Raw genomic sequence first — 25,932 nt, 5'->3', positions numbered from 1 at the left:
TCAGAAACATTCGCTGGACAATAATAAAACATCATTCTATAATTTCTCGACTAAAGTGTTATTTTCGACTAAAATCATAGCCTATACTGCTTGACAGCCGTTTCTACCGAGGATATGATCACCGGTCATAATATGAATTAGAATAACTCCACGAAGGGTAACAGAGATCATGGTGAAAAAAGATAAATCAGAGTATATTATTCAGGCTGTTTCGCACGCCCTCGACCTGTTGGAACAATTTCACGGCGACATCGACGAGCTTGGCGTTACAGAGCTGAGTAAACGGCTCAAATTGCATAAAAACAATGTCTTCCGCCTGCTCGCCACATTGGAATCGCGCGGGTATATAGAACAGAACAAAGCGACTGAAAACTATCGCCTCGGCTTGAAAGCCCTGGAACTTGGCCAGACCTTCATCCGCCAGATGGGACTGTTGCGCCAAGCCAAGCCGATTCTTGAGCAGATGGTCGAAGAGAGCAACGAGACATCCTACGTTGCCATTTACAAAGACAATTACATTGTCTACCTGGATGTCGTCGAAACCAACCTGACAGTCCGGGTGGTATCCCGTGTCGGCTCACGACTCCCGGCCTACTGCACCGCCGCTGGCAAAGTCCATATGGCCTATATGACCGATGAAGAACTGGATGAGCTGCTCAGCGACATGAAGTTCAAGCAGATCACCCCGACCACCATCGCCAGCGCCGAGGCCCTGCGCGAAGCGCTGGTCAAGGTCCGCGAACTCGGCTATGCCATGGATGATGAAGAGCTTGACCTGGGCGTTCGCTGCATCGCCGCACCGATTCGCGACTATACCCGGCGGATCGTCGGTGCCATCAGCGTTTCCGGTCCGACCATGCGGGTCAGCAACGAACGCATTGAAAGCGAGTTGGTCCCGCTGGTTTTGAAATCGGCGACTGAACTTTCGACCCGGCTCGGATTTCCGGCCTGATCGAAGCGAATTTTGATCAGAAAAGGCCCCTCGACGAGGGGCCTTTTCTGTTTGGACAAAATAATGAGTAACGATTGGTTTGCCAAGGAAATAGCAACGGCTCTCAGTGACGGCGTGACCCGCCTCGAGAATCGGCCGTTCCTGCTCGTCCCGGAGCAAAGCAATCGCCGCGCGGTCATCCTGATCCACGGCTTCAGCTCCAGCCCGCGGGAACTGCGCGAGTTGGGGGAAATTCTGTACCAGCGTGGCTTCACGGTCTATGGTCCCCGTCTGCCGGGACACGGGACCTCGCCGGAGGATCTGGCCACCAGGCCGCTACAGGAATGGCGCGCCACGGTGTTGCGCGGTTTTGACGCTTTCGCTGCAGCGGGGTTCAAGGTCAGTGCGGCCGGGCTGAGCACCGGCGCATTGCTGGCCCTTGATCTGGCCCTACAGCGTCCGCTGGAAAAAATCCTCTTATTGTCACCTTTTCTAAGGCTACAGCACTGGCTGGCGCCTTATGTCGGCCTGCTCAGATTTTTTGTCCGCTATCAGAACAAAGAGATTCCAGCTGCAGAACAACCCTTTTACTACCGTCAGCGCCCTTTGCAGGGAATCATGCAGATCGGCCGCCTGCTTCGCCACCTCAAGCCGCGCCTGCCGCTGATCACAGCACCGGCGCTGGTCCTGGCCGCCAGTGGCGATACCACGATTGCCCCGGGCACGGCACAGCAGCTTTTCAATCGCCTGGGCAGCAAGGAAAAAGCTATCCATCTCTACGGGGATGAAGTCCCCCATGTCCTGACCGGTCCGGATAATCCCTGCCGGCAGGATGTCCTGACCCGCTGTGGCGATTTTTTAGCCAATAGCCCTGCGCCCGGTTCGACTTAGGCCTGCAAGCAAACAGCGCCGCAATTACCGGCCAGCTGTCAACTCTGGCCACAAGCGGTCAAGCTGACGGTCCAGTTCCGCCGGGGTGCCCGAATTGTCGATGATAAAATCGGCCCGGGCCGCTTTTTCATCCTGCCCTAGCTGGGCGGCGATTCTGCGCCGGGCTTCATGTTCATCAAAACCGTTACGTTCCATCAGCCGCTGCAGCTGAACCTCCGGATCGATCCGCACCAGCAGGACCTTATCCACCCTTTTTTCAGCACCGGCCTCAAACAGCAGCGGGGCTTCGTAAACCACCAACGGGATATCGGAGCGCTTTCTCAGCACGGCCAGGGTTTTCCGGGCAAGCTCGGCAATAGCCGGATGCATGATCCGGTTCAGGGCGCTGCGTGCTTCCTCGTCGGCAAAAACCAATCGGCCCAGCAACTCGCGATTCAAACTGCCGTCCGCCTGCAGAATCTGCCGACCGAAGCGTGCCACCAGTTGCGCCAGCACCGGACTTCCAGCGGCAACGACATCACGCGCCAGCTGATCGGCATCAACCACCAGCGCCCCGCGCCGGGCCAATGCCTGGGCCACGGTACTTTTCCCAGCGGCGATATTTCCGGTCAGCCCCAAAATCATTGTTCCCTCCGTTGCCGACCGATATTGCAAAAAAATCTCAGCACGGCTACCTTATCCTTCATGAATTCTCCCCATGACAGTTTCAAGCGCTGCAAGCTGTGCCAGGCCACCACGGCCGTGCCAACCTATCACTTGGCTAAGACGACCATCTACCGCTGCAGCAACTGCGAGTTTCATTTCAGCGATTATCTCGACGGACCTCTGCCGCCGGCTGCCCCTACTATACTCGACAGCAACACCAGCCGCTACATCGATATGCGCAGCCGCGCCAGCATAGATCTGACCGCGCAACGGCTGGCGCTGCTCAGTCGTTGCCGGGATGTCCAGGCTTGCCGGCTCCTTGACATCGGCGCCGGGATCGGCCGATTTATGCTTGCCGCTAAGCAACAGGGCGCCCTGGTTGAAGGGATTGAGCCATCCCGGTTACGCCGCGACTATGCTCTTTCCAACTCCGCCCTGTCCCTGCATCCGGATACCGTGGAGAGTCCTTTCTGGCAAACCGGGTATCGGGAATATTTCCATGTCATCACCCTCTGGGATGTCATTGAACACGTCGATTTCCCGGTCGAAACCCTGCTCCAAGCCGTCAACCTGTTAAAACCCGGCGGCCTGCTGCTTCTGGAAACGCCTGACCGCATGGCCCTCCCTTACCGGTTGAGTGAACGACTCTATCGCCTCAGCAACGGCCGATTCAACTTGTTCCTCGACAATTTCTATTCGGTTGCGCCCTACGGTCACAAGCAGATCTTTACCCGCCCACAACTGGTCGAACTCTGTGAGCACGCGGGCTTGCAACTGTGCTATCTGTCCGGGGCCTATCAATGCCAAACCGCCCGCGGCAAGAACATCATCCTTGGCGCGACCAAGCCGGGTTAACCCGACTTTGCTCGGCAAGCGGCGGCGCCGAAAAAATAATTCCGGCAAATTTTCCCACAGCAGTTCCGGTTCTTTTATAATGTGACGAGATCAGCCCTTGCAGGCGGAGAAGCCACCCCAGGAGAGAAACCAAGATGAGCATCGTTGACGACCTGTTACAGAATATCCAGCTACCGAAAATGGTTCGGGTCCGGCAACTCTTTCAAACCGAATCCCTTCAGGATATTGAGCAGGTTATCGCTGAAGAGTTTAGCAATCCGGCCATTGCCGGAAAAATCCGCCACGGGGCGCGGATCGCCATCGGCGTCGGCAGTCGCGGCCTTGACCAGTTGCCCCTGCTGACCACCAGGGTGGTTGCCGAACTCAAGCAACGCGGCGCCCTGCCCTTCATCGTGCCGGCCATGGGCAGCCACGGCGGCGCCACCGCGGCCGGCCAGGCGGAACTGCTGGCCACCCTGGGGATTACCGAAGCGGCTGTCGGCTGCCCCATTGTTTCGACCATGGAGACCGTGGAACTGGGCCGGTTGGAGAACGGCCTGCCAGTGCTGATGGATCGGGCAGCTATGCAGGCGGATGGAATCATCTTCATCAACCGGATCAAACCGCACACCAGCTTCAGCGGCCCCTATGAAAGCGGGCTGGTCAAAATGCTTGCCATCGGCCTTGGCAAACAACAGGGTGCTGATTCCTGCCATGCCCTGGGGTTCGGCAGCATGGCAGAGAATGTCGTGGCCATGGCAAAAATCAAGATCGCCCGCACGCCGGTCCTGTTCGGGGTGGCCAGCGTTGAAAATGCCTACGACAAAATTTCCCGCCTCAAAATCATTCCGGCTGAAGAGATCCTGGCCGTCGAACAGGAACTGCTCAGCGCCGCCAGAGAAAATATGCCGCGGCTGCTGTTCAATCCCCTCGATGTGCTGGTGGTCAAACAGATGGGGAAACGCTTCTCCGGGACCGGTACCGATCCCCATGTCACCGGGCGGGCGGCGACCCCTTATGTCAAAACCAAACAACGGGTCAACAAGATGGTGATCCTCGACCTCTGCCCCAGCAGCCACGGCAACGCGACCGGAGTCGGGCTCGCGGATATCTGCACCCGCCGTCTGGTTAAGCACATCGATTTCAATGCCACCTACGCCAATCACATCACTTCGACCGAGCTCTCCCATGGTAAAATCCCGGTCACCATGGACAATGATCTGCGCGCCCTGCAGCTGGCCGTTAAAACGTCCAACTGTCTGGATCTCGCTCAATTGCGCATGGTCTGCATCGCCAACACCCTGCAGCTCGAGGAGATCCAAATCTCCACCGGCCTGCTGGAGGAAGCCCGGAGCAATCCTGCCATTGAAATTCTCGGGGATCCGGAAGAGTGGAATTTCGATGCCGATTTCAATCTTCGGACCAGCCAGTAGCGTGACGGAGAATCCTGAAAGTCGATCCTCCCCAAGCACGGCACCGTGCTGCTGCAAACACCTCAAAAACAAAGTGAGATGATGCTAAATTCACTTATTAATGAATTTGTCGTTCAATTATTAAGGAGCGTTCAAAACAAAGAGGTGAATTAAGTAAATGAACATACGATCAAAACTGCTGTGCAAGGAGTACCAAGAACCAGCAGAAGTCACACCGGGGACGGGATTGCTGAGGACGGATCATGCGCAGGAAGGCCGCACAACACAGCAGCCTTCCTGTTGGAGAGAAAACTGGAGCACCAGCCAATCTCCCCTCAGCCCCCAAACCGATTCAGAGTTCTCCCTGCAGGTAACGGAAGTAGCCCTCATACTGATAGATGGCTGCCAGAGGATTGTGCGCCAGCAGCCGGTCCTTGCTGGCCAGCACGGTATTGTAAGCGGTGGCATACTTTAAAAACAGGGCATCATGACCGACGCAGAGGCCGAAAATAACGTTCATTTCGGTTTCATGGTGGTTGGCGGCCAATGCTTGCAAAATAGGATTGCACATAGACTCAAAGTCGTCCGGATTGATCTGCTGTTCACGAAGCAGACCGATCTCTTCTTTCGAAACCGCCCCGGCCTTGCACATCACCGAGACGGTTTCAAAACCATTATCAGTAAATATTTTATTAATGATTTCAGCCTCCTTACGCATGCCAAGGCAAAACACCAGACCGATCCGCTTGAACTTCATCTTGCGGGCAAACTCGACGGTTTCCTGAATTCTCGGCTTGATGGGTCTGACTTGGGCATAGCCTTTGTCGCGATCGCCGTAACCTTCGGCTTCCTGGATGGATGCCTGGCGGGCAAACTCAAGCACCTCGGGATGAGCCTTGAGAATCTCCAGAGACTCCCGAATCAGCTCGGGCGAACGGGTGGAGGGGCAATTGGCCGGTGCGCGCCCTTTTTCCTGGCGACAAAAACGCTCTGGGACAGCGACCGAACAAACGGCGCAGCTCGGCACTGGAGTTGCTGAAGTTTCCTTGGACATGGAGAGGTTTCCTTTCGAATGGGGATGAGTCTCAAGCAACCCTGAGAATCAACAGAGGCCCGTCGGGAACAATGGCCCAGCGGGCATGCTGGCCGAAGCGTTCCAAAAGCCGGGCAAGCGCTGCTTCCAAATCGGCAACGGGTTGAAAATGAAATTGCTGTAACGTGGCCGGGTCGATCCCGTCGGTGTGAATCCAGATCTCGTTCTTGAGTCTGACCTGATAGGTTTCCTGGGCACACCATTGATCGAGAATGAAAAAGTCCTTGTTCATGAGCTGTTCGACAAACGCTTCGGGGCTGGTTGCGTAATTGAAAACCTGGCGATACTCGGCACTCCCGAAACCTTCCGGACACTGGCTGGCAATCAGAATGACGCCCCCTTTTTTGGTGGCACCGGCAACCCCGGACAACCCTTTGGCAGTCTGGTACAGGTTACAGTCGAGGGGCGCTCCGGCATTGGTGGTGATCACAAAATCAAGGGGCTGATCCAGGGTTTTGATACAGTGGCGGGACAGAAACTCAACCCCTTCCAGATGGGCCTTGACCGGATCGCCGGAAAAAACCCCGGTCACCTGTTTGTCGGTATCCAGGGTCACGTTGACGATAAAGTCGGCACCGGCTTTGGCCATGATCTCCAGACCGGCTTCATGGAAAGGATTCCCTTCCAGAACACCATAAGCGGTTTTGGGATGAGCGACCATTTCCGGGCCGTGCATGAATTGCAGGGTCTGCGCCGAAGAGATGCCGGGCAGGATCGATTTGCGGCCACCGGAAAAACCCGCCCACATATGCGGCTCGATGAACCCGGTCAGAATTTTCAGATCGGCATGGAGATAGTGCTTGTTGACATAGGCGGGGACGCCCCCCGCAATATGCCCAACCAGCTCCATATCGTCCTGCTGCTGAGATAAATGGTTGATAACCCGATAGCGCCCGGCAATCTCCTTGCCGACCAACCGCTCAAGCTCGGCGCCTTCATTGGGGCGGTGGATTCCGGTCGCGACCAGGATGGTAATTTTGTCAGCGCTCAGACCAGCCTCTGCCAGTTCCCCGATGATCTCCGGCAGCAGCAGTTGGTTGGGAACCGGGCGGGTGATATCGCTGATGACAATCACGGCATCCTGACGCCCTCTGGTCAATTCGCGCAACGCCGGAGAAGCGATCGGATTAGCAAGGCTATCTCTCAGTGCCGTTTGCGGATCGGCCAGGGGAGCAGAGGCGTCCGGGTAGAGAACACCTTGAAAATTAGGCGTTTCTGGAAATTTCATGAGAATCCCGTCAGTTCCGTATTTCAACTTCACCTGTTTCATCAGTTATCCCTTTCCCAGAAGGTCAAAAACACCCGCCCGTGCAAAATTCAGCAAGCCATAAAGAGGCTCTCACTCTTTTCTTTCTTTTGTAGCGCAGCTACCTCTCCCGGGCAAGTCCCCAGAGCGCAAAATTCCCTGTGCCGACCGTGGCGTCCCCTGCCCATAACAGCGTTTTTACCATGGCGGGCCTATCCATAGTTTGGTTGAGATGCTGCCCTTCACTTCGAACAAGCTGGATCTGCCATCAAAATCAGCGAAATTGCCCAGATCCAACTGTACGAGATACTCATTATTGACAGCGCAATGAGAATAAGATATTACTTATATATATAAGCTAAATAAGATAGTGTTTTCTGTGCATCAACCTGGCCAAGAAGTGTGCAATACCCTCACACAGGCCCATTTCCACTCACAGCAAAATGGAGGAACAGGCATGAAAAGACTAGGTATTTTGGTATTTCTGGCGATTTTTCTGTCAGCGTCGTTCAGTTGGGCAGCGGAGTTCCCGACCAAACCTCTGACCCACATCATTCCGGCCAAGGCCGGCGGTGGTTTTGATCGTTCCTCCCGGGCGCTTGCTGTCGGGTGGTCAGATATTCTGGGCCAACCGGTCAAATTTGAGTATCTGCCCGGCGCATCCGGAGCCATCGGTTTTGGGAAATTGTTGAGCCAACCGGCGGATGGTTACACCACCATCATGACCACCATCTCCATGCACGCGATGAACGTCAATACCGGGATTGCCAAAGAAGGCTGGGATAAAATCGGCTTTGTCGGCAACCTGATCACCGACCCCAACGTGCTGCTGGTCAATGTCGATTCCCCGTATAAAACCATCGAAGACTTTATCGAAGCCGGCCGAACCGCCAAAAAACCGCTGACCATTTCCACGTCCCACCCCAAAGCGGTCTCGACCCTGGCGGCAAAAATCCTTATCGAACTGACCGGAATCAACGCCAAGGTTATTGCTTTCGACGGCGGTTCAAAGGCACGGAACGCCCTGGCCGGGAAACAGGTCGATGCCTGCATCGGCCCCTATTTCTCAGCTTCTTCCAAAAAAGAATTCATCAAAGCGCTGGCATCATTTACCAAGAAAAAGGTTTATGCCGGGCTCTGGGATATTCCGACTTTAAGCGAAGCGACCGGCAAAGATTTTCCCAACCTAGTTGAACCCTTTGCTTTTTTGATCAAACGAGAAACCGCCCAAGAGTCCCCGGAAGCTTATCAGAAACTGGTCAGCACGTTCAAAGAGGCAACCCAATCACCCAAAACCCTTGAACTCGCCGAAAAACAGGGGATGGCACCTTTTATCGACTACTGGTCCCCGGAAGAATGTGACGCCTATGTCAAGGATTTTCAGGCAGTCTGGAATAAATATAAACACCTGATGAAATAAACCAACGACACGGGTCGCCTGTCCGTCATCTGCGGCAGGCGACCAGAACTGCCCTTGCCGACCATGCCAACCGGATCCGAATATATGTTTTAAGCGGAGAGCTGTATGAGTACCCAAAGAAAACAGGTGAATTGGGGAGAAACAATCGTCCCCGCCATTACACTGCTGTTCATAGCCGCCTATTTTTACCAGACCCGCGACGCTTCTGCCGAAGTCTTGCGCTGGCCGTTGGCCATTGCCATACTGACCGGTATTTTATGGTTGGGTGTTCTGTTCTTTTTCCTGTTTGCCCCACCAGCGGAAGAATCCAGCCGCCCCTTTGCCCCGGGCAAAGCACTCCTGATCCTGCTGGCGCCAATCGTTTACATTCTGGCGACCACTTACCTGGGCTTTGCCCTGGCCAGTTTCCTGTTTCTGCTGATCATGTTTCGTTGCCTGGGCGGGATTTCCTGGTGGCGTAATATTCTGGTGGCCCTGATCATTACCGGCAGCCTTTATTTCATCATGATCGGCCTCATGGAGATGAGTCTCCCCCGACTCGATCTCGGCTTCATTTTGCTCTAGGACTTTAATTATGGAGAATATAGCGAGTCTGGATGTCATTCTCTCCGGTGTTGGTCTGCTGCTGCAGCCGGGACACCTGATCTGGCTACCCTTGGGAATGCTGGTTGGGCTGATCGTCGGCGCTATTCCCGGCTTCAATGATACCAATTTCCTGGCCATGATGCTGCCGGTGACGGTCTACATGGGTCCGATGAATGCTGTCGTGTTTATGATGGCCTGCTTCTGCGCCTCTCAAGCCGCCGGATCGATTCCGGCGATTCTGCTGAATATTCCCGGCACCCCCTCCAATGCGCCGACCTGCCTGGAAGGGTTCAAAATGACCCGGCGGGGGGAGGCCGGCTACGCCTTAGGACTCTCAGTCGCAGCGTCCACTGTAGGCGGTCTGCTGTCCGCGCTTATCGCCCTGGTCATCACTCCGGTGGTTGGCGTTTATGCCCTGAACTTCGGGCCGGCCGAGCTGTTCATGATGGCCCTGTTCGGCATGACCGCAGTCGGCACATTGACCGGCTCCTCACTACTCAAAGGACTGCTTTCCTCGGCTTTGGGGCTGATGATTGCCTGCGTCGGCACGGAATTTCAGGTCGGCTATACCCGCGCCAGTTTCGGTTTTTATGAACTCTACGAAGGGTTCCCGCTGATTCCGGTGCTGCTTGGAGTATTCGGCTTCAGTGAGCTGTTCAGCCTGGTCGGGGATAAAAGCCTGGTCGCCGAAGGCGTTGAGCGGGTCAGCGGTTTCGGACCGATCTTTGATGGGTTAAAAGGCTCTCTCAAACAAAAAGTCAATATGCTCCGTTCCGGACTGATCGGCATTCTGGTCGGCCTGATTCCGGGAACCGGTGCCGCCATTGCTACCTGGGTCAGCTACGGCCAGGCAAAGCAATGGAGCAAAACTCCGGAAAAATTCGGCACCGGCCATGATGAAGGACTGGTTGCGGCCGATGCCTGCAATAACGGCGTCCCTGGCGGAGCTTTGATCCCGACAGTGACCTTGGGCATTCCAGGCTCGGGAACCACCCTGATCATCATGGCGGCCCTGATGATCAACGGCGTCACCCCTGGCCCCAGTTTTTTCAGCGAACACGCTGTTGAAGCCTATGCTATTCTATTTTCACTGGTGGTTGCCAATCTGCTGCTGCTGCCTATCGGTATTATTGTTGCCCGGCTGGCCACCAATGTCACGGCTGTCCCGAATAAATATCTTGTGCCGATTATCGCACTGTTCTGCCTGGTGGGTGCTTTTGCCTGGCGACAAATGATCTTTGACATGTACCTGGTCGTTATTTTCGGCGTATTAGGCGCGCTGTTGACCCGCTACGGTTATTCCGTACCGGCATTTCTGCTGGCGCTGCTGCTCGGTCCTCTGGCAGAGAAAAACCTCTACTGGTCGCTGGAAATCGGCGGCATGGAAAGCTTTCAAAGACCGATCGCCCTGGTCATTCTATTAGCGACTATCAGCGTTCTGGCACTCCCCGTTATCCTCAAAAAAATGGTTCGACGAGGGAAAACGGCATTAAATGAAAAGTCTTCTGTTCCCGAATAATAATTTCTTTATCCTCTTTGATAAAGAAACTGCCGCGCTCCAGCGGCAGTCTGGAGAAGAGACAGATGACCGTAAAATATATAGATTTTTCCGATGAAAAACCACTTTACGCCCAGGTCGTGGAGGCCATCAAACAGAAGATCTCCGATAACTACTGGACCCTGGGGATGATGATCTCGTCTGAGAACGAACTCGCCAAAGAGTTTGACGTTTCCGTGGGAACCATCAAAAAAGCACTCAGCGTACTGGTTCAGGAAGGAATTCTTTATCGCCGCCAGGGGCGTGGAACCTTTGTCGCCAGTCCGGACTTTTCGAAAAGCTTCAGTCGCTTTTTCCGTTACGGTCAGTTTAAAGGAGAAGCATCAGAGGTGCCGGGGAGCCAGTTCCTGTCTGCGGAGGTTATTCCAGCGCCGACGGAGATCGCCGCAGCCCTGCAGTTAGTCGCAGGGGACGATATCCTGTTCATGAAACGGGTCAGAACTCTGCAGGAGATCCCGTTTTGCGTAGAGGAAATCTATTTACCCTACAGCAGATTCAAAGGCCTGGAGAATTTGGATCTGGGCAAGAAACTTCTCTACCCGATATATAATCAAAACTTTTCAACCCCGATCTTCTGGGCCGAAGAATTCCTCCAGCCCGACACGGCGACCGGGGAAGTCGCTGACCTACTTAATATTCCTATGAATTCTCCCGTCATGTGCGTCGAAAGAATTGCCTACACCTACGAAGATATCCCGGTAGAGTGGCGACGCAGCATGGGGCGGGGGGACAGTTTTCGTTACCACATCGTGATTCGTTGAATTTCTGGAGTTAGCAATGCCTCTCATTCATGATTTTAAGTTCTTTGACAGTCATTTTCATATTATCGACCCAGCCTATCCGCTGGTTGAAAACCAGGGATTTTTACCCGATTATTTTACCATTAAAGATTATCGTACCCGGTTGGTCAACTATCAGCTGGCCGGTGGCGCGATCATTTCCGGGTCCTTTCAGGGAATGGACCAGAGTTACCTCAAAGCGGCACTCAAACAGCTGGGGCCGAATTATGTCGGTGTCACCCAGCTTCCCTATTCGGTTACGGATGAAGAAATTCTCGCTTTGAACGAGGCCGGCATCCGTGGAGTTCGGTTCAATCTGAAGCGCGGGGTCGGCGCTGACCTGGGTCACCTGGAGAGCTTCGGCAAGAGAATTTTCGACCTCGTCGGCTGGCATATTGAGCTGTATATTGATTCGCGCGAGATCCCTTTTTTGCAGGACACCCTGCTAAACTTACCAAGACTTTCCATCGCCCACTTGGGATTATCCAGGGATGGCTTTCCCAACCTGCTTAAGCTGGTCGAACACGACGTCATGGTCAAAGCGACCGGTTTTGGACGGGTCGATTTCACCATTGTCCCGGCCTTGCAGGATATTGTGGCGGCCAATCCGGCCGGCCTGACCTTCGGCAGCGACCTGCCATCAACCCGTAATCCACATCCTTATGCCGATGCCGATTTCCTGCTGATTATCGAGACCTTCGGCGTAGAGCAGGCCCAAAAAATCTTTTTTGACAATGCCTGGAACTTTTATCATTCCCGGCAAACCTGCCAAGCACCATGTGCAACCCCCTAGACCGGTTCCCTAAAATGGCCACATCGGCGCGCCCCCAAAGAAACACCGTTGTTCATCCCCTGAACATGGTGGATGAGCGACGGTATTTCATTGTCCGCAGCAGCGTTCCAAACATTGAAGTAAGACAACCAGTTCGCAAAGTTTATTATGTTTTTTTCACACTTCAAGAGTTCGATTTTCTTGCTCAAAGAGTAAGAAAATTCCTCCCTGGAGGAACAAATATGGTAGACAAACACATAATTAGTATGTGATAATTATACAAAAATCATATCTTGTTTCTAATCCCCTATCGAATAAGCCAATCGCTTCGTTGGAGAAACCTGCATGAAAAAACTGATCATCTTCCTACTCGTATTGTTTTTGATTCCGTCAATGTCGATGGGGGCAGAGGACAGCGCTACGCCCAAGCCTCTTCATCATATTATCCCCGCCAAAGCAGGCGGTGGTTTCGATCGTTCTTCCCGGGCACTCACCGCAGCCTGGACGGAGATTCTCGGTGAGCCGATTGAATTCTCTTTTGAACCCGGAATGTCCGGGGGGATCGGCTTCGGCAAGCTGATGGCCCGTCCGGCGGACGGCTTTACCACCATCATGACCACGATCAGTATGCACGCCATGAACGTCAACACCGGGATGGTCCTTGACGGTTGGCAGAATATCGGTTTTATCGGGAACCTGATCACCGATCCCAATGTGCTGTTGGTGCATGTCGATTCCCCCTACAAAACTATCAATGATTTTATCGAAGCCGGGAAAACAGCCAAAACCCCGTTGAAAATATCGACTTCGCACCCCAAGGCGGTTTCGACCCTTGCGGCACGGATCCTCATTGAACTAACCGGTATCAACGCTGAGGTAGTCGCCTTTAACGGCGGTTCAAAATCGCGTAATGCCCTGGCCGAGAAAAAAGTGGACGCCTGCATCGGCCCCTACTTTTCCGCTTCGTCCAAAAAAGACTCCATCCACGCGCTGGCCTCCTTCACACCGAAAAAGGTCTACTCCGGACTGTGGGATATTCCAACCCTGCAACAGGCCACCGGCAAAGAGTTTCCCAATCTGGTCGAACCCTTTGCTTTCATGATCAAAGGCGCCACAGTCAAAGAGACACCGGAACGCTATCAGCAGTTGGTCAAAACATTTCAACAGGCCACCCAATCACCGAAATTCCTGGAGATTGCGGATAAACAGGGGATGACCCCTTTTATTGACTACTGGTCCCCGGAGCAATGCCGGGCTTATGTCAAAGATTTTCAAAACGTCTGGAATAAATATAAATACCTGATGAAATGAAAACCGCAAAGGCTGTTGAAAAGGATCCAATGGGTCTTTTTCAACAGCCTTTGCAAGCCCAGGGGTCATCTGTCTCGCCATCCTTCTCCCCCTGGTAATACCTTCCATTTGCAGCAGTCTGCGGAAATCACCATCCTCAGACCTATTCACGGACAGTCAGAAAAAAAGCCGCCCAGCCCTTGCCAAAAAATAGTCCGCCGTTCCCCATAATCAATAACAGCCCCTCTCCCACCCGTTTGCGGATTAACCCCTGTCTGACGCCAGTCATTTGCAAAGCGCTCCGGTTCGGCCATCTCCCTTATTTTTAATCGGAAAACGCCCTTTGCGTGGCGGCTCCGAACGGTATTCGTTACCGAACGCATACAATGATTGACTTTTTGTTATTAATTACTCATTATTAGAAAATTATATTTCAAAAGCGTTTATCTAAAAAGTGACGGGAGAATGGGAATGAAAAGATTTTGGAGTATGCTTATTTTTGTTTTACTGCTGGTGACCGTTGCACAGGGAGCGGAGCAAGCAGAGGTCCCATCCTTGCATTATATTATTCCCGCCAAAGCCGGCGGAGGCTTTGAACACTCGTCAAGAACGATGTCCGACAGTTGGTCGGAACTTCTCGGCAATCCGATTGAATTTTCTTTTGAACCGGGCATGTCCGGCGGCATCGGTTTCGGAAAATTGATGGCCAGACCTGCCGACGGCTATACCGTACTTATGACTGAAATTTCCATGCATGCGATGCATATCAATATGGGCGTGGTTCTGGATGGCTGGCAAAATATCGGCTTCATCGGCAACCTGATTACCGACCCCAATGTTCTGCTGGTCAATATTGATTCCCCGTATAAAACGCTGCAGGATTTCATCGAAGCAGGCAAAAAGGCCGCCACTCCGCTAAAAATATCCACCTCTCAACCGGAATCGATCTCGACCTTGGCGGCCAAAATCTTCATCAAGGAAACCGGCATAAACGCCGAGGTCGTGGCTTACCGAGGCGGGTCCGAGTCCCGTGCCATACTGGCCGCGAAAAAAGCTGATGCGTCGATCGGCCCCTATTTTTCCGCCTCCCCCATGAAGGACAAGATCAAAGCTCTCGCGTCCTTCACCCAGAAGAAAGTTTATGCCGGAGTATGGGATATCCCAACGGTCAATGAGGTCACCGGCAAAGATCTGCCGGAAATCATGTCTCCTTATGCGGTAATGGTCAAAAAAGCAACCGCCACTCAATCCCCGGAACGCTACCAGCAGTTGGTCAAAACGTTTAAAGCAGCAACCCAGTCCGCCAAAACCAGAGCCATCGCCGATAAAACCGGCATGACCCCATTCATTGACTATTGGTCTCCAGAACAATGCGAAGCCTATGTCAAAAATTTTCAGGGGCTGTGGAATAAATACAAGGGTCTGATGAGATAAACGGAGCGGCAGGCCGAACCGGTTTGAAGCTCCCGGCCGCACCCACATTGGTTCATTAATCAGCCATTCCTCCCGGCGGGCAGGACGCCGTGCCGCCGGGAGGACATAGCGGTGCAAATTAGCCCGCCGTCCCCTTCCCTTTCCCCTGTTTTTGGCTTATCTTTCCCTGTGTGAAATCGAAAACAGCTCATCGGTGGCGTCCCGGTTGCCTTAACCAAAGATCGCCAAGAAAGAGGAATCCGTTTGCCTTCAGCAACGCCCAGCCAGCAGCAGTGGATGATTGATGACGTCAGGATCAATATCTCCTGGAAAAGAATTAAACACCTTTACATTAGGATTCACCCGCCGGATGGTCGGGTTGAAGTCAGCGCCCCTGAAAGTATGCCGCTCACCAAGGTGCGCGCCTGCGTCATGCAGCGCCTGAACTGGATCAAAACCAAACAAACCTCCTGTTCAACCGCAGCCCCCGCCCTTTCATCCTCCCGCTATGAGAGTGGTGAAATGCATCCGTACCTGGGCCGACAATACCGCTTGGTGGTGCAACATAAAACCGGAAAATGTACCGTAATGCTGAACGATGAAACCATCTGCCTGCATTGCCCGCCGCACACGGCCCCGGCCGAGAGAAAAGCGCTTTTGGAACAATGGTACCGTCAACAATTGCAGCAACGGATCCCGCAACTGTTGCAAAAATGGGAAACGATCCTCGGTGTCAAGACCAGGGAATGGCGCATCAAACGAATGAAAACCCGCTGGGGGAGCTGCAACACCGGAGCCCACAGAATCTGGTTGAACGCCGAGTTGATCAAAAAACCCGACACCTGCATTGAATATGTTCTGGTTCACGAACTTGTACACTTGCTGGAACGTTCTCACAACCAGAGATTTTATCGCCTGATGGACAGTTTTCTGCCGGATTGGCAGGTGAGAAAAAAACGCCTGAACAGCATCGTCTGATCAAACCTGTGCTGCATCTTGAAGCGCTGGATGCAGCACAGGCTCCTGTTGTCATTTCAGTTTTTTAGCAATCCTGGCCACGTGCTCACCCTGGAAACGGGCGATGGCCAATTCGTTTTCAGAAGGTTTTCGAGACCCGTCGCTGCTGGCAAGAGTGGATGCGCCATATGGGGTCCCGCCACTGATTTCACTCATATTGGTCAATGCCGGTTCGGTATAGGGGACACCGACAATCACCATACCCTGATGTAACAGGGTGGTATGAAAACTGGTGATGGTTGTCTCCTGGCCGCCATGCTGAGTCGCCGTGGAGGTAAAAACGCTGCCGACTTTTCCGACCAGAGCCCCTTTCATCCACAACCCGCCGGTCTGATCGAGAAAATTACGCATTTGCGCGGTCATGTTCCCAAATCGGGTCGGTGTGCCGAAAATCACTGCGTCAGCCTCCGCCAGCTGTTCCGGCTTGGCCACCGGGATATGAGTAAAGGCGCTGCGGGCGGCCTTAGCGCCCGACTCTTCCAGAATTTTTTCAGGAACCAGTTCAGGAACCTGGAACAAAGAAACCTCCACACCTTCAACTCGGCGAGCACCTTCTGCTACGGCTTCAGCCATGCGGTAGACATGCCCGTACATACTGTAAAAAACAATCTGAATCTTGACACTCATAATTCCTTCCTTTGCATGGTTAATCTTTTCGAAAAACTATCCGGTGACCTCTCGCTACTTCTTGTAGCATAACAACAGCCGGGCACATTGCAATCAAGAATCCGGATTTAGACAGTCATCAATCCGGAACATACTGAAAGTTAGAATAAATCACCTGAAAATCAGGTTCTTATTCAAATCAGAAACTGTCATTTACCCATTGCCGCCCGCCTGCTATTTGGTAACCTTTAGGGCAATTGTCCATAGGACCGGAAGCAGCAAACAATCCGGGCTCGATAAATGCTAACCCTGTTTAGGATAAAGTTATGAATATTCACAAATCCTGGCTATTTTTACCTTTTTTCCTCCTGACCCTGATCATTCTTCCCGTGCCGGCAAAAGCGGCGACGCAAAAGACCGAGACAACCGCCGCAGAGCTCGGCAAAGAGGCGAAGGAAACCTGGCATGCTTTGGAAAATTACACGGCTGCGCAACGAGACCAAGCGGCCAGTGCAGCGCAAAAGCAACTCACTAAACTAGATGCCGAGATTGCCAAACTCCAAAACAAAATCGATCAAAACTGGCAGGAGATGAGTGCCGCAGCCCGACAACAGGCTCGGGAGACCCTCACCGCCCTCACCGAAAAGCGCCGCACGGTCGCCGAATGGTACGGGGGCATGAAACACAGCTCTGCCGAAGCTTGGGACACCGTCAAAAAAGGCTTCGTTGACAGCTATGATCAGCTTGAAAAGGCCTTTCAAAAGGCCCGCAACGATTTTCAATCAAAATAGCGGCCAGGTTCTTTTCACTGGCTTGCCTGGGGCGTAGGGGCGAGGAAGAAACCAGCGAACCACAGGCAGCCTCTTGAGATAGCTCGATGAAATGCAGTCACAAAAGCAAACCAAGTCAGCTCTCTATAAAAATCAGCCCGCCAGGACCCGTGGGTCCTGGCGGGCTGAATGGTGGACTATTTACTGAACCGCCTGAATCCGTTTAACCATCCTTTTCAGCTCCGGGGTGTTGGCGAAACGGTCATACACCGGCCCCATGGCATCGATGAAAGGTTGCTTATCGATATCTTCGATGACGTCATTACCGGCAGCCATGACCACCTTCTTGGATTTTTCAACCCGCTGGTTCCACAGATCACGCATCACGGCAACTGATTCGATGGCTGCTTTGCGAACCAGAGCCTGATCGTCTTTGCTTAATCTATCCCAGCTGCGCTTGGACATGACCAGGACTTCAGGAGACATGGAATGCTGGTCAAGCGAGTAATATTTGGCAACTTCGAAGTGGCGGGTCGACTCATAGGACGGCCAGTTGTTTTCAGCGCCGTCGATAACACCGGTTTTCAGGGCTTCATAAACCTGGCCAAACTCCATCGGCGTGGCTTTTGCCCCCAGAGCTTCTATGGTTGCGACAAACAGGTCGGAGTTCTGCACCCGGATCTTCATGCCAACCATATCGGCCGGTGATTTGATCGGCCGTTTGGAGTTATAGAAGGAACGGGCACCGGAATCATAAAAAGCCAGCCCGATCAGGCCATGAGGAGCCATGGCAGCAAGGATTTCCTGGCCGATTTCACCATCCATAACTTTGTGCATATGCTCGGTTGAACGGAAAATATAGGGCAAAGCAGGAATCGCCGTCTCCGGGATAAATCCGTTCAAAGGAGCCAGGTTGACCCGATCCAGATCAATGACACCGGCAATGGTTTGCTCAATCGTGGCTTTTTCTTCACCCAACTGACGACCCGAAAAAACTTTGATCTTGATCCGCCCATCTGTCCACTGATCGAGCAGCTTGCCCATATACAGCACGGCTTGAACCGTCGGATAGTTCTTATCGTGGGTATCAGCACTGCGCAGGGTGATACCCTTGGCAGCAACGGGAAGCGCAAACGCCAAGCAAAGCAAAACAACCGGCAGGGTACGTACAAGCTTTTTCAACATATCTCGAATCCTTGATTTTGGATTGAATAGCACTGAAAACAACGCGATCTCATGGGATCCTATTGTAAATAGTTGGCGTCCGGAAACTCCGGATGCCAACGCATAAGTTTCCAGATGAAAACTAAATGGTAAGCGCCCTTCACCAGATTATAAACAAGGTCACGTGCAACATCTACAGCCGCCTCTTCATCCAGTCTGTGCTCGTTGACCAGCTCGGCCAGGCCAGATAGGCGCAATCAATCCGCCGGGGCATGTCATGGCGGGCCGGACCCAGCTTGAGTAAGGGGTCATGATCCGCCATGGGCAACAGTTCCCGGCCTAAGGGGCCGGCATCATGGTTCTGCAGAACATTTAGCAGTTCTCCTCGGAGCGGGCGCAGGACTACGAAAATCGGGATTAACGCAGCTGGATTTGGAACGCGGCAGAACTCAAACAGTAAAGGTGGGCACTCTGCTCCGGCGTTTGGCTGGTGACTGGGAAGAAAACCCTGACCAATAACCGCCAGCAGATCCGCAAAAAAAAGCCCCTGCGACAAAATGTTGCAGGGGCTTTTGCGATTTCACCAGCTGGAACGGTTAAAAATAAAGTCTCCTCGGAGGCTTCTTTTTCAGCGCACCAGGCAGGGTTTCTTACTGTCGAATTTCCAATCGGGAATAAGATACTGCATGCTGGTCGCGTCGTTTCGGGCCCCGGCAGGAAGTTTTTTATAGACCTCATGAGCTTTCATAACTGCGTCCATATTCAGCTCAAGCCCAAGCCCGGGAGTATCGCTGACCTGAATTTTCCCATCGACAATCTGATAAGGATTATTGGTCAAATGCTGACCGTCCTGCCAGATCCAGTGAGTATCCATGGCGGTGATATTTCCGGGAGCGGCGGCTGCGCACTGGGTAAAGATCGCCAGAGAAATGTCAAAATGGTTATTGGAATGCGACCCCCAGGTCAAACCCCAGTCATTGAGAACCTGGGCAATCCGTACCGACCCGGACATGGTCCAGAAGTGAGGATCCGCGAGCACGATGTCAATCGATTTGGCACAGATGGCATGATAGAACTGCTTCCAGTCGGTTGCGATCATATTGGTCGCAGTCGGAATGCCGGTGCGCATCTTGAATTCGGCCATGGTTTCGCGGCCGGAATAACCTGCTTCAGTGCCACAGGGGTCTTCAGCATAGGTTAAACCGCGACCGTTACAGAGGGCAACCGCTTCATCAAGCTTCCAAGCCCCGTTCGGATCGATATTGATCCGCGCATCCGGAAAGGTCTTGACCAACAAATCGATGGCCTTCATCTCTTCAGCCCCGTCCAGAACACCACCTTTGAGTTTGAAGTCTTTGAATCCATAGACCTCTTTCAAAGCTTGCGCCTGCTCGACAATGGCTTCGGGCGTCATAAAGGGATTGCGGCGAATTTTGAACCAGGGGTTGGTGCTGTCGCTCTCATCAATATAGGGCAGATCGGTTTTTCTTTTATCTTCCTGATAAAAAAGATAACCCAGCACCACGACTTCATCTCGCTGCTTGCCGTCGCCGAGCAGATCACAGACCGGGACACCGAGAAACTGCCCCCAGAGATCCAGCATGGCGCACTCGATTGCCGTCTCCGCATGAACGACATCGGCCAGTTTGGCCAGGGAGAGATTCTGCAGTCCTTCGCTCCCCTTGGTGGCCAGATTGTGCTTATCAGCAAGCTTTTTGATGACCGAGCGATAGGAGCTGATCTTCTGCCCGACCACATAGGGTCTGGCCTCTTCAAGAGATTTGGTGATTGCTTCACCCCCATGAACCTCACCCAGACCCGTGTTTCCTGAAGAGTCTTTGAGGATCACAATATTCCTGGTGAAAAAAGGCCCATGCGCCCCGCTCAGGGATAAAAGCATGCTGTCATACCCCGCGACCGGAATGACTTGCATTTCAGTAATCAGGGGGAGTGTTTCTTTGAGGTTCATGAAATTTTAACTCCTTGAGCAAGTTCTTTTTTGGCAGCCCGATGATTATTGAAAAAAGTCATAACCAGGGACAGCAATGTGAGGAGCAGAAACATGGCGCTGATAGGATGAGTGAAGACATCCAGCCAGTTTCCGTTTGAGTATTCAAGGCCCCGCCGCAGGTTCAGTTCCAGAGAACCCTCAAGGATGAAGCCAAGGATAAACGGTGGTGCCGGGATGCCGAAGCGTTGCATCATCAGGCCGATGAAGCCAAACAGCAGCAGGCCCCACATATCAAAGACACGATTACTGAGGGCGTAAGCACCAATGGAACAAAGGACGACAATGAGTGGAATCAGAATATGATTGGGAACCTTGAGAATTTTGACGAACATTCTCATCCCCGACCACATCAACAGAGCCATAAAGATGGTTCCCAACACCATGGCCGCAAAGACGCTGTAGACAACCGGACCATTCTGCTGGAAAAGCAGCGGCCCTGGCTGCATCCCGTGAAGCATGAATCCACCGAGCAGAATTGCGGTTGCACCGTCTCCGGGGATACCAAGGGTCAGGAGCGGAATCATGGCGCCACCAATAGAAGCATTGTTGCTGGATTCCGAAGCAATAATGCCATCAGGAATTCCGGTACCGTATTTTTCCGGATGCTTACTGGCGTTCTTTGCCATCGAATAGGCGATGATGTTACTTGTGGAACCACCGATTCCGGGAAGAATACCGATACCGAGACCGAGTAGGGAACTTCTGAGCAGATTGAACCAGTTCCCTTTCAGATCGCGCAGCCCGAAACCGAGGCCTTTCATTTTATATTCCAGCACCTTAACTTCTTGTTCTTTTGCAGATGCCGCCAGGAGAACTTCCCTGATGGCATAAAGACCGACCAGAACAACAAGCAAATGGAAACCGCTCGACAGTTGAAGAGATCCGAAAGTGAACCTTGGGGTACCATCGGTCGGAGAGAGCCCGACGGTGGCGATCATCATGCCGAACATTGCACTCAACAGACCTTTAACGACGGATTTTTCAGTCAGTGAGGCAATCAGAGTCAGGGCAAAGAAGGTGACCGAAAAATATTCCCAGGGACCGAATTTCAAGGTGAGTATTGCCAGCATCGGTGCAGCAAAAATCATCACGGCAACACCAAGCATCGTACCGATCAGGGAGGCGAATACAGCGACACCGAGGGCTTTTCCAGCCTCACCATTACGTGCCATCGGCGCACCGTCGAAGGTTGTCGCAATGGACGCCGGCGTCCCGGGCATATTCAGGAGAATCGCGGAGATCAGGCCGCCGGAGATACCGCCGATGTAGATCGCGGTGAGCATCGCCAAGCCAACATGGCTGGACATGACATAGGTCACCGGCAGGAACATGGAAAGACCGGCGACGGTGGTAAGGCCGGGAAGAGCGCCGAAGACGATTCCGACCATAACCCCGACGAAAATCATGGTTATACACGTGGGATCCGTGAAGACCGATGCGAAACCAACTGATAGCATGTGTAACATAGAATTATTCTCCTAACCCAATATTCCACTGGGAAGAACTAAAGTGAGATATTGTGTAAAGATAAAATAGATAAAGATGGAGACCCCGATAGAAAAAAGGACGATAAAAAGAGCCCACTTCTTTCTTTCATCTTTATTAACCAGAAGAAATGATTCTGCTATCAAGAAAAAGATACTGGAAAAAACAAATCCCAAAGGCTGATAGAGAGCAGTATAGACAGCAAGAAAGACCAGAGAAAAAACCAGCTTTATTGGCATCACCTTGTTAATGCGACTTACGATCGTTCCTTTCGATTCCGGGACAGCGGCGGCGTCCTTCTGATCGGCCACCTGAACACTATCGTCCCCACTTTCTTCCCGCATTCTTTTTAGTTTTCGTTCTTTAAGCCAAACTTGAACCATATAAGTAACACTAAGAATGATAGTGAGTATTCCTAAAAGCTCGGGAACGGAACGGGAATCAAGACCTCTATTCCCAAAAGGCGTGAATGTTGAGATTTTTGATGCTCCAACCATATATGCTATGGCAAATACTAAAAAGAAGACCCCAACCCCGATCTCTTTTTTCGAATCACTGCTCATCTCGAGTTTCTCCAATGATTGAGATATTAACATTGGCCCGAAGACGGCTCTTCAGGCCAATGTCGCTTGCGAAGTACCTATTTGTAACGATTACTTACCCTGGAGGGTGTCCTTGATGGCCATCAGCTCATCACGTTGTTTATACCAGTGGGCATTGGTATCTTTGACATTCATCCAGGTCGGGGGCTGATAGTTTGCTTTCATCTCTGCACGGTAGGATTGGTTGTTGTTGATGATTTCACCGGCAGCGCCACACAATTTTTCAACTTTCTGCGGATCGGTTCCTTTCGGGAAAATCAGGGTGTTCATGTAGTCATAGCCAACATTTACGCCGACTTCACGAAGGGTTTTCACGTCAGGAATCAGTTCAGATCTGCTGTCGCTAACGCTGCCCAGAATTTTGAGAGTGCCGTCATTAACATAGGGTTCGATCATGTTGTAGTTGAGCGGAACGATATCTGCGTGCCCACCAAGAACAACCTGCAGCCGCTCTCCTGAACCGCCTGAAGAGACAACATTCAGTTTTGCTCCGGCTTTCAACAGGCCGATTGCGGTCCACATCGTTGTTGCACCGGTGTTGGCGGTAAACTTGATTTCGCCTGGATGCTGCTTGGTGTAAGCAATCATTTCCGGGATATTGTTAAACGGAGCTTTAGTCAAGGCGACCAGGACTTCAGGAGCAGACTTCGAAATAACGCAACCAAGCTCGAAATCCTTAATACCGTAATCAGCCATACCGGCTGCTTCAGCGATATTGAGTGAAAGCTGATGAACCAGAACGGTATACCCATCAGGCTTTGCATTTTTCACCTGGGCGGCCCCAATAGTTCCACCACTTCCGGGAACGTTGGTCACCACAACGGGAACGCCGATAAGATCAGGTAGATACTTTGCCAAGGCACGGGCATTAAAGTCCGAGTTACCACCAGCACCATAAGGAACGATCAGGTTAATAGCCTTGCTCGGCCAATCAGCAGCAAATGCCTGTCCGGCCATGGCGACCAGACAAAAAAGAACGATGAATCCCTTCTTCATAAAACCTCCCTGTTTGTTGTTTCTGGTTATCTCAGCTCTCTCCGCCGACGCCGTAGAATGACGCAAACGAAGTCTACCCTGGCTGCATCACGACGTGAAGGAGCCAGACAAGAACGATAACTTTCCGAAAGTCAGGCCAGCCTGAACGCAGTTCCTCTTGCGCAAAGGCCTGCCTCGACCGACTTTTCATTTGTCGTGAGATTCGTTTCCAATAGGCACCTATCCCGGCCCCTGTAAGAGAACAAAATCAGTGCTTCCTTTTCCAGTTTGCCCTAGCTCAATAGCTACCAGCCCAACAAACGACTGTCCCCCTATTTAGACTGTCCCCCTATTTAGACTGTCCCCCTATTTAGACTGTCCCCCTATTTAGACTGTCCCCCTATTTATATTTATAAAACAGTATCCCAAAACCGAGACCGGCAAATGGTAACGCTACCAATTTTTGTCGTCAAGAGTTTTTTTCAACAAAGCAAGAAACCTCTCGGAGCGTGCATTTTCCAAACCTGAAATAAACACAATAAGAATCCCCCAAAAGCCCCCTTCAGAATTTCATCACCAATTCCAGGGCCGACATTCGACAACGAACCCCCTGCAAGGCATTCGATTCCCAACAACTGACCAAATTCCCCGCGCTGAGATTTTTCAGGCCCTGACTGGCTGATTCTGAACATTCAACAAAGCTTGGGAGAAGAACGGAAGCATATCAAAAGAAGTATATAAATATTTAACTTTATTATTATTTATTGCAAATATCAGATTTTTATCATACCTACCGGAGGTGCACGTACCTACCGCGTAAAAGCTTCCATCAAGAAATGAGATAGGCACTTTTGAGCACCAACTTGAGCGTTCTGCCGGCCCAGCTTGCAATTTATTCAGCCCCCAATAACCCACAGGCAAATCTTCGCGCTTCTGTCCAGGGGAGAATGACCAATCACGACAAAGACAGATAAGGCTAGCGGATAAAGAGTGAAACTAAGTAATGCTCAGCTTGAAAAACCGATTGACATTATCAATGAAAACGTTACCATTCACTAAAGAAATCTAGCTCTGTTCCTGGAAATCCTTAAAGTGCCACCCAAACGGCAGAGTACCGCAAGCACAGCCACAGAGCGTGAAGACCCTGCTCTCCAGCGGGGCTGAAAGCAGAGTCAAATCGATCCTAAAGCCTTTGCAGTCAGATAGAGATACCGGCTGTCCTGTGCAGTCATACTGCGACAGAGAAATGATAGATATTGGCAGTCTTAAAAGGCATGTGCTAATTTCGAAATCAGTTTACGCGAACCCCAAAACCCAGCTTCCGCACCCGGAACAAGGAATCTTCATAACGCATCAACTCAACGGATCTCATTATGTCTCGAAAGAGAAAAGACCTCAGCAAAGATGGCGACACAGCAAACCGCTCAGAAGACAAGCAGATCGGCAGTGTCACCTTAACTGACGTCGCCAGGCTTGCCGGAGTCGGCACAACCACGGTATCCCGGGCGATCAATCAACCAGATCAGGTCGCACCGAAAACACTGGAAAAGGTCAATCAGGCCATTACCCTCACCGGCTATGTCCCCAATCTGATTGCCGGCGCCCTGGCCTCGCGCAAGAGCCATCTGGTTGCCGCCTTCATTCCGTCCATTGCCAATACCGTCTACGCCGAAACCATCAGGTATTTCAGCCGCACTTTGCGAAATTCCGGTTACCAAGTCCTGCTCGGGGAAACCGACTATCAGGAAGAACAGGAAGAATCCCTGGTCCGCACCATTCTCAGTCGTAGACCGGATGGAATCTTCTTTATCGGTATCAACCACACTCAGGCCTGCCGCCGCCAGCTGCTGGTTGCCAATATCCCGGTCGTAGAAACCTGGGACATGACCACGACCCCTCTGGACCTGATCGTCGGCTTTTCCCACGAAGCGGTCGGCAAAACAACCGCTGACTTTCTGCTGCAGAAGGGCATTCGGGAATTCGCCAGCATCTGGGCCCTGGACAGCCGTGCTCAACTTCGCCGGAAAAACTTTCTTGAAACCCTGAATAATCATGGGATCGATACGTCCCTGGTCTTTGACGTTGAAACCCCAACCAATTTCGGGCAGGGGCGTGAGGGGTTGAAGCATTTGCTGGCAGCAGGATTTAAAGGGGGAGCAGTTGTCTGCAGTTCCGACACCATTGCCCACGGGGTTCTGGCCGAGGCTCTTTCACAGGGCTTTAGAATCCCTGAAGATCTTGCGGTGGTCGGCTTTGGCGACCAATCCTTCTCTGCTTTCACCAATCCTCCCTTGACCACCGTCCGCTTCGATAGAAAACGCATCGGCCAATGCGCCGCCGAAGTGCTGTTGGCACGAATCAATGGCGAAAAGGTGCCCGAACCGGTCATCGATGTCGGTTTCGAGATTATCGAACGGATGACGACCTGAATAA

General features: G+C 52.2%; 23 protein-coding genes. 14 read left to right on the top strand and 9 right to left on the bottom strand.

Annotation, left to right across the window (positions count from 1 at the left end; genetic code table 11):
* The first annotated feature begins 169 nt into the window (after positions 1-169).
* Positions 170-952: an IclR family transcriptional regulator gene (locus N909_RS0113370; RefSeq protein WP_029915902.1), complete on the top strand. Its 783-nt coding sequence runs from the start codon at positions 170-172 to the stop codon at positions 950-952.
* Positions 953-1,015: 63 nt separating this feature from the next.
* Positions 1,016-1,822, top strand: coding sequence for an alpha/beta hydrolase (locus tag N909_RS24675; protein ID WP_051689749.1), 807 nt, complete (start codon positions 1,016-1,018; stop codon positions 1,820-1,822).
* A gap of 24 nt (positions 1,823-1,846) precedes the next feature.
* Here N909_RS24675 and coaE read toward each other — a convergent pair whose 3' ends face one another.
* Positions 1,847-2,446: a dephospho-CoA kinase gene (gene coaE / locus N909_RS0113360; protein ID WP_029915899.1), complete on the bottom strand. Its 600-nt coding sequence runs from the start codon at positions 2,444-2,446 to the stop codon at positions 1,847-1,849.
* A 60-nt stretch (positions 2,447-2,506) separates the two neighbouring features.
* Between coaE and N909_RS0113355 the strand changes: the two genes are divergently transcribed.
* Positions 2,507-3,322 (top strand): class I SAM-dependent methyltransferase, encoded by an 816-nt coding sequence (locus tag N909_RS0113355; RefSeq protein WP_029915897.1) that lies wholly within the window; start codon positions 2,507-2,509, stop codon positions 3,320-3,322.
* Positions 3,323-3,456: 134 nt separating this feature from the next.
* A complete protein-coding gene (locus tag N909_RS0113350; protein ID WP_029915895.1) occupies positions 3,457-4,734 on the top strand; it encodes a nickel pincer cofactor-dependent isomerase, group 22 in 1,278 nt (425 codons plus the stop codon).
* A gap of 331 nt (positions 4,735-5,065) precedes the next feature.
* On the opposite strand, the gene N909_RS0113345 is transcribed toward N909_RS0113350, so the two are convergent.
* Positions 5,066-5,767: a DUF1847 domain-containing protein gene (locus N909_RS0113345; RefSeq protein ID WP_029915893.1), complete on the bottom strand. Its 702-nt coding sequence runs from the start codon at positions 5,765-5,767 to the stop codon at positions 5,066-5,068.
* Between the two features lie 31 nt (positions 5,768-5,798).
* Entirely contained in the window at positions 5,799-7,076 is a 1,278-nt protein-coding gene (locus N909_RS0113340) for a nickel-dependent lactate racemase family protein (RefSeq protein WP_029915891.1), read from the bottom strand.
* 433 nt (positions 7,077-7,509) lie between these two features.
* On the opposite strand from N909_RS0113340, the gene N909_RS0113335 reads away from it, so the two are divergent.
* From N909_RS0113335 to N909_RS0113290, 8 genes are all read left to right on the top strand, one after another.
* Positions 7,510-8,472, top strand: coding sequence for a Bug family tripartite tricarboxylate transporter substrate binding protein (locus N909_RS0113335; RefSeq protein ID WP_029915888.1), 963 nt, complete (start codon positions 7,510-7,512; stop codon positions 8,470-8,472).
* Between the two features lie 105 nt (positions 8,473-8,577).
* Positions 8,578-9,036 carry a tripartite tricarboxylate transporter TctB family protein gene (locus N909_RS0113330; protein WP_029915887.1) on the top strand — a complete coding sequence of 153 codons (459 nt, stop codon included), beginning with the start codon at positions 8,578-8,580 and terminating at the stop codon, positions 9,034-9,036.
* Positions 9,037-9,046: 10 nt separating this feature from the next.
* The gene (locus N909_RS0113325; protein WP_029915885.1) at positions 9,047-10,576 is read left to right on the top strand and encodes a tripartite tricarboxylate transporter permease; all 1,530 of its coding nucleotides are present in this window, start codon (positions 9,047-9,049) and stop codon (positions 10,574-10,576) included.
* Between the two features lie 65 nt (positions 10,577-10,641).
* Positions 10,642-11,376 (top strand): GntR family transcriptional regulator, encoded by a 735-nt coding sequence (locus N909_RS0113320; RefSeq protein ID WP_051689748.1) that lies wholly within the window; start codon positions 10,642-10,644, stop codon positions 11,374-11,376.
* A 16-nt stretch (positions 11,377-11,392) separates the two neighbouring features.
* The gene (locus tag N909_RS0113315) at positions 11,393-12,187 is read left to right on the top strand and encodes an amidohydrolase family protein (protein ID WP_029915880.1); all 795 of its coding nucleotides are present in this window, start codon (positions 11,393-11,395) and stop codon (positions 12,185-12,187) included.
* A 324-nt stretch (positions 12,188-12,511) separates the two neighbouring features.
* On the top strand, positions 12,512-13,477 hold the full coding sequence (locus N909_RS0113305; protein ID WP_029915876.1) for a tripartite tricarboxylate transporter substrate-binding protein: 966 nt from the start codon (positions 12,512-12,514) through the stop codon (positions 13,475-13,477).
* A 450-nt stretch (positions 13,478-13,927) separates the two neighbouring features.
* Positions 13,928-14,890 (top strand): Bug family tripartite tricarboxylate transporter substrate binding protein, encoded by a 963-nt coding sequence (locus N909_RS0113295; protein WP_029915874.1) that lies wholly within the window; start codon positions 13,928-13,930, stop codon positions 14,888-14,890.
* 243 nt (positions 14,891-15,133) lie between these two features.
* Positions 15,134-15,847 (top strand): M48 family metallopeptidase, encoded by a 714-nt coding sequence (locus tag N909_RS0113290; protein ID WP_211253953.1) that lies wholly within the window; start codon positions 15,134-15,136, stop codon positions 15,845-15,847.
* Between the two features lie 51 nt (positions 15,848-15,898).
* Here the strand turns inward: N909_RS0113290 and wrbA are convergent, their stop codons facing one another.
* Positions 15,899-16,513, bottom strand: a complete 615-nt coding sequence (gene wrbA, locus N909_RS0113285) for an NAD(P)H:quinone oxidoreductase (RefSeq protein ID WP_029915871.1) — start codon at positions 16,511-16,513, stop codon at positions 15,899-15,901.
* Positions 16,514-16,818: 305 nt separating this feature from the next.
* Here wrbA and N909_RS23865 point away from each other — a divergent pair, with 305 nt between their 5' ends.
* Positions 16,819-17,283, top strand: coding sequence for a sll1863 family stress response protein (locus N909_RS23865; RefSeq protein WP_036683165.1), 465 nt, complete (start codon positions 16,819-16,821; stop codon positions 17,281-17,283).
* Between the two features lie 180 nt (positions 17,284-17,463).
* Here N909_RS23865 and N909_RS0113275 read toward each other — a convergent pair whose 3' ends face one another.
* From N909_RS0113275 to N909_RS0113250, 5 genes are all read right to left on the bottom strand, one after another.
* Positions 17,464-18,447, bottom strand: a complete 984-nt coding sequence (locus tag N909_RS0113275) for a TRAP transporter substrate-binding protein (RefSeq protein WP_029915867.1) — start codon at positions 18,445-18,447, stop codon at positions 17,464-17,466.
* 607 nt (positions 18,448-19,054) lie between these two features.
* On the bottom strand, positions 19,055-20,395 hold the full coding sequence (locus N909_RS0113265; protein ID WP_029915865.1) for an enolase C-terminal domain-like protein: 1,341 nt from the start codon (positions 20,393-20,395) through the stop codon (positions 19,055-19,057).
* On the bottom strand, positions 20,392-21,843 hold the full coding sequence (locus tag N909_RS0113260; RefSeq protein ID WP_211253952.1) for a tripartite tricarboxylate transporter permease: 1,452 nt from the start codon (positions 21,841-21,843) through the stop codon (positions 20,392-20,394). Before N909_RS0113260 ends, N909_RS0113265 begins: the two co-directional genes overlap by 4 nt.
* 72 nt (positions 21,844-21,915) lie before the next feature.
* Positions 21,916-22,485 carry a tripartite tricarboxylate transporter TctB family protein gene (locus N909_RS24670; RefSeq protein ID WP_051689747.1) on the bottom strand — a complete coding sequence of 190 codons (570 nt, stop codon included), beginning with the start codon at positions 22,483-22,485 and terminating at the stop codon, positions 21,916-21,918.
* Between the two features lie 90 nt (positions 22,486-22,575).
* Positions 22,576-23,520, bottom strand: coding sequence for a tripartite tricarboxylate transporter substrate binding protein (locus N909_RS0113250; RefSeq protein WP_051689746.1), 945 nt, complete (start codon positions 23,518-23,520; stop codon positions 22,576-22,578).
* A gap of 1,352 nt (positions 23,521-24,872) precedes the next feature.
* On the opposite strand from N909_RS0113250, the gene N909_RS0113245 reads away from it, so the two are divergent.
* The gene (locus N909_RS0113245) at positions 24,873-25,928 is read left to right on the top strand and encodes a LacI family DNA-binding transcriptional regulator (protein WP_084167701.1); all 1,056 of its coding nucleotides are present in this window, start codon (positions 24,873-24,875) and stop codon (positions 25,926-25,928) included.
* The last annotated feature ends 4 nt before the right edge of the window (positions 25,929-25,932 follow it).

This window comes from Pelobacter seleniigenes DSM 18267 (genome assembly GCF_000711225.1).
GTDB classification, from domain to species: domain Bacteria; phylum Desulfobacterota; class Desulfuromonadia; order Desulfuromonadales; family Geopsychrobacteraceae; genus Seleniibacterium; species Seleniibacterium seleniigenes.
Note: the sequence above shows the minus strand (reverse complement) of the source record. Positions and strands in the feature narration are given on the sequence as shown.

Bases quoted from the DNA above. Each gene is read 5' to 3' on its own strand.
- N909_RS0113275 (WP_029915867.1), bottom strand. From the start codon at position 18,447: ATGTTGAAAAAGCTTGTACGTACCCTGCCGGTTGTTTTGCTTTGCTTG.
- coaE (WP_029915899.1), bottom strand. From the start codon at position 2,446: ATGATTTTGGGGCTGACCGGAAATATCGCCGCTGGGAAAAGTACCGTG.
- N909_RS0113305 (WP_029915876.1), top strand. From the start codon at position 12,512: ATGAAAAAACTGATCATCTTCCTACTCGTATTGTTTTTGATTCCGTCA.
- N909_RS24675 (WP_051689749.1), top strand. From the start codon at position 1,016: ATGAGTAACGATTGGTTTGCCAAGGAAATAGCAACGGCTCTCAGTGAC.
- N909_RS0113260 (WP_211253952.1), bottom strand. From the start codon at position 21,843: ATGATTTTCGTCGGGGTTATGGTCGGAATCGTCTTCGGCGCTCTTCCC.
- N909_RS0113320 (WP_051689748.1), top strand. From the start codon at position 10,642: ATGACCGTAAAATATATAGATTTTTCCGATGAAAAACCACTTTACGCC.
- N909_RS0113315 (WP_029915880.1), top strand. From the start codon at position 11,393: ATGCCTCTCATTCATGATTTTAAGTTCTTTGACAGTCATTTTCATATT.
- N909_RS0113330 (WP_029915887.1), top strand. From the start codon at position 8,578: ATGAGTACCCAAAGAAAACAGGTGAATTGGGGAGAAACAATCGTCCCC.
- N909_RS0113295 (WP_029915874.1), top strand. From the start codon at position 13,928: ATGAAAAGATTTTGGAGTATGCTTATTTTTGTTTTACTGCTGGTGACC.
- N909_RS0113325 (WP_029915885.1), top strand. From the start codon at position 9,047: ATGGAGAATATAGCGAGTCTGGATGTCATTCTCTCCGGTGTTGGTCTG.
- N909_RS0113335 (WP_029915888.1), top strand. From the start codon at position 7,510: ATGAAAAGACTAGGTATTTTGGTATTTCTGGCGATTTTTCTGTCAGCG.
- N909_RS0113350 (WP_029915895.1), top strand. From the start codon at position 3,457: ATGAGCATCGTTGACGACCTGTTACAGAATATCCAGCTACCGAAAATG.
- N909_RS0113355 (WP_029915897.1), top strand. From the start codon at position 2,507: ATGAATTCTCCCCATGACAGTTTCAAGCGCTGCAAGCTGTGCCAGGCC.
- N909_RS0113340 (WP_029915891.1), bottom strand. From the start codon at position 7,076: ATGAAACAGGTGAAGTTGAAATACGGAACTGACGGGATTCTCATGAAA.
- N909_RS0113345 (WP_029915893.1), bottom strand. From the start codon at position 5,767: ATGTCCAAGGAAACTTCAGCAACTCCAGTGCCGAGCTGCGCCGTTTGT.
- N909_RS23865 (WP_036683165.1), top strand. From the start codon at position 16,819: ATGAATATTCACAAATCCTGGCTATTTTTACCTTTTTTCCTCCTGACC.
- N909_RS0113250 (WP_051689746.1), bottom strand. From the start codon at position 23,520: ATGAAGAAGGGATTCATCGTTCTTTTTTGTCTGGTCGCCATGGCCGGA.
- N909_RS24670 (WP_051689747.1), bottom strand. From the start codon at position 22,485: ATGAGCAGTGATTCGAAAAAAGAGATCGGGGTTGGGGTCTTCTTTTTA.
- N909_RS0113370 (WP_029915902.1), top strand. From the start codon at position 170: ATGGTGAAAAAAGATAAATCAGAGTATATTATTCAGGCTGTTTCGCAC.
- wrbA (WP_029915871.1), bottom strand. From the start codon at position 16,513: ATGAGTGTCAAGATTCAGATTGTTTTTTACAGTATGTACGGGCATGTC.
- N909_RS0113245 (WP_084167701.1), top strand. From the start codon at position 24,873: ATGTCTCGAAAGAGAAAAGACCTCAGCAAAGATGGCGACACAGCAAAC.
- N909_RS0113265 (WP_029915865.1), bottom strand. From the start codon at position 20,395: ATGAACCTCAAAGAAACACTCCCCCTGATTACTGAAATGCAAGTCATT.